The organism is Stieleria mannarensis (assembly GCF_014154935.1).
GTDB classification, from domain to species: Bacteria; Planctomycetota; Planctomycetia; order Pirellulales; family Pirellulaceae; genus Stieleria; species Stieleria mannarensis.
The window spans coordinates 1-1,441 of the sequence record NZ_JACEHH010000150.1; the positions used below are offsets into that span (position 1 = coordinate 1).

2 protein-coding genes are annotated in these 1,441 nt (G+C 53.6%); both read left to right on the top strand.

Translation table 11 applies throughout. From position 1 onward, the window contains the following. The first annotated feature begins 73 nt into the window (after positions 1-73). Positions 74-373: a transposase gene (locus H1B37_RS32815; RefSeq protein ID WP_182871487.1), complete on the top strand. Its 300-nt coding sequence runs from the start codon at positions 74-76 to the stop codon at positions 371-373. A 20-nt stretch (positions 374-393) separates the two neighbouring features. After that, positions 394-1,407: an IS3 family transposase gene (locus tag H1B37_RS32820; protein WP_182871488.1), complete on the top strand. Its 1,014-nt coding sequence runs from the start codon at positions 394-396 to the stop codon at positions 1,405-1,407. The last annotated feature ends 34 nt before the right edge of the window (positions 1,408-1,441 follow it).

The following is a 1,441-nucleotide window of genomic DNA, read 5'->3' on the forward strand; positions in this document are numbered from 1 at the left end:
TGTAATGCTTCAGCGGATGTGAGACTTTTGCTAAGTTACATTTGGCGGTCTCACAACCCTGAGGAGTGCTCGAATGAGTCAGTCAAAGAAACGCCGGAAATGGTCGGCATCGAAGAAGCTTGAGTTGGTCCTGGCCGGGATGGAAGCAGGGACAGAGATCTCCGAGTTATGCCGCCGCGAGGGGATCAGCCCGACCCAGTACTACAGCTGGAAGAAGCAATTGATCGGCAGCGCGGAATCGGTCTACGGAAGAACGGGCAATGGGAAAGCAGGAGTTTCAAAGCCTGATCCCAAAGAGGAGGAACTCAACCGATTGCGTGCGGTGATCGCGGAGATCACCGCTGAAAACCTTGAGCTAAAAAAAACGCTTTAGGTCTTGAGGATCATGCCAACTTGCCCGCGGAACTTCAGCAACGAGTCATCGCAGAGGTCGAGCAAGCCAAGTCACGCAGTGAAATGAAAGTTGACGAGGCACTGCGTCACCTTGGGGTTTCGCGGGCAAGTTTTTACCGCTGGAAGAAAGAAGAGGCGTGGGATCGTGACCGTCGCGAGCCGGTCAAGCCAGTACAAGCGTTTGAAGCCCTGGACGAAGAGAAGGATGCCGTGATCAAGTATGCGAAGAAACACCCCGAGATTCGGCACCGTGAGCTTTCCTGGCGGATGATCGATGACGATGTGGCGTTCCTGAGCGCGAGTACGGTGTACCGCATTTTGCTGGAAAAAGACCTGATGAACCGGCATCGCGGTCGACGCAAGCGTTACCGCGAAGACATTGAAAAACCCACATCCCCGGATGAGGTCTGGGGAACTGATTTGGTCTACATCAAGGTCAACGACATTCAATACTACTTGGTGGTGTTCATCGACGAGTACGCTCGCTACGTCGTGCACTGGGAGTTGCTGACCAACATGGAAGGGCACACGATCAGCATCGCAGCGGAGCGTGCTATCGAAACGCTCCCCAAGAACACCAAAGGTGAGCTGGAGGCGAAGCCGATTATTCGCAGCGACAACGGTAGCGGATACATTTCAGGTGACTTTGTGGGCCTGCTGGCACATCACGGCCTGACCCATCAACGCATCAAGCCCCACTGTCCGGAAGAAAACGGAATCACCGAACGATTCAACCGCACCCTTCGTGAAGGCATCGAAGAACACTTGATCGAAAACCGAGCGGACGCAGAACGAACGATCGAATCGGTCATCGATCACTACAACACAGAGCGATTGCATGGGTCGCTGGAGTACCAAACACCGGAGACCTGGTATCGTGGAAATCCATTGACGGTCCGCCGCGAGCGTCAAAAGAAAATGGCGATGGCAAGGCATCGCCGCAAGCAAGTGAACCTTGGGATTCGTCAACCGACGTTCCCTCAAACATCACCCGAGGCTGCAACTTGTAACTGACAAAAAAAGTCTCACTTTCCGCTGAAACAAATCA

Coding starts and splice junctions, on each gene's coding strand:
- H1B37_RS32815 (WP_182871487.1), top strand. CDS start 74: ATGAGTCAGTCAAAGAAACGCCGGAAATGGTCGGCATCGAAGAAGCTT.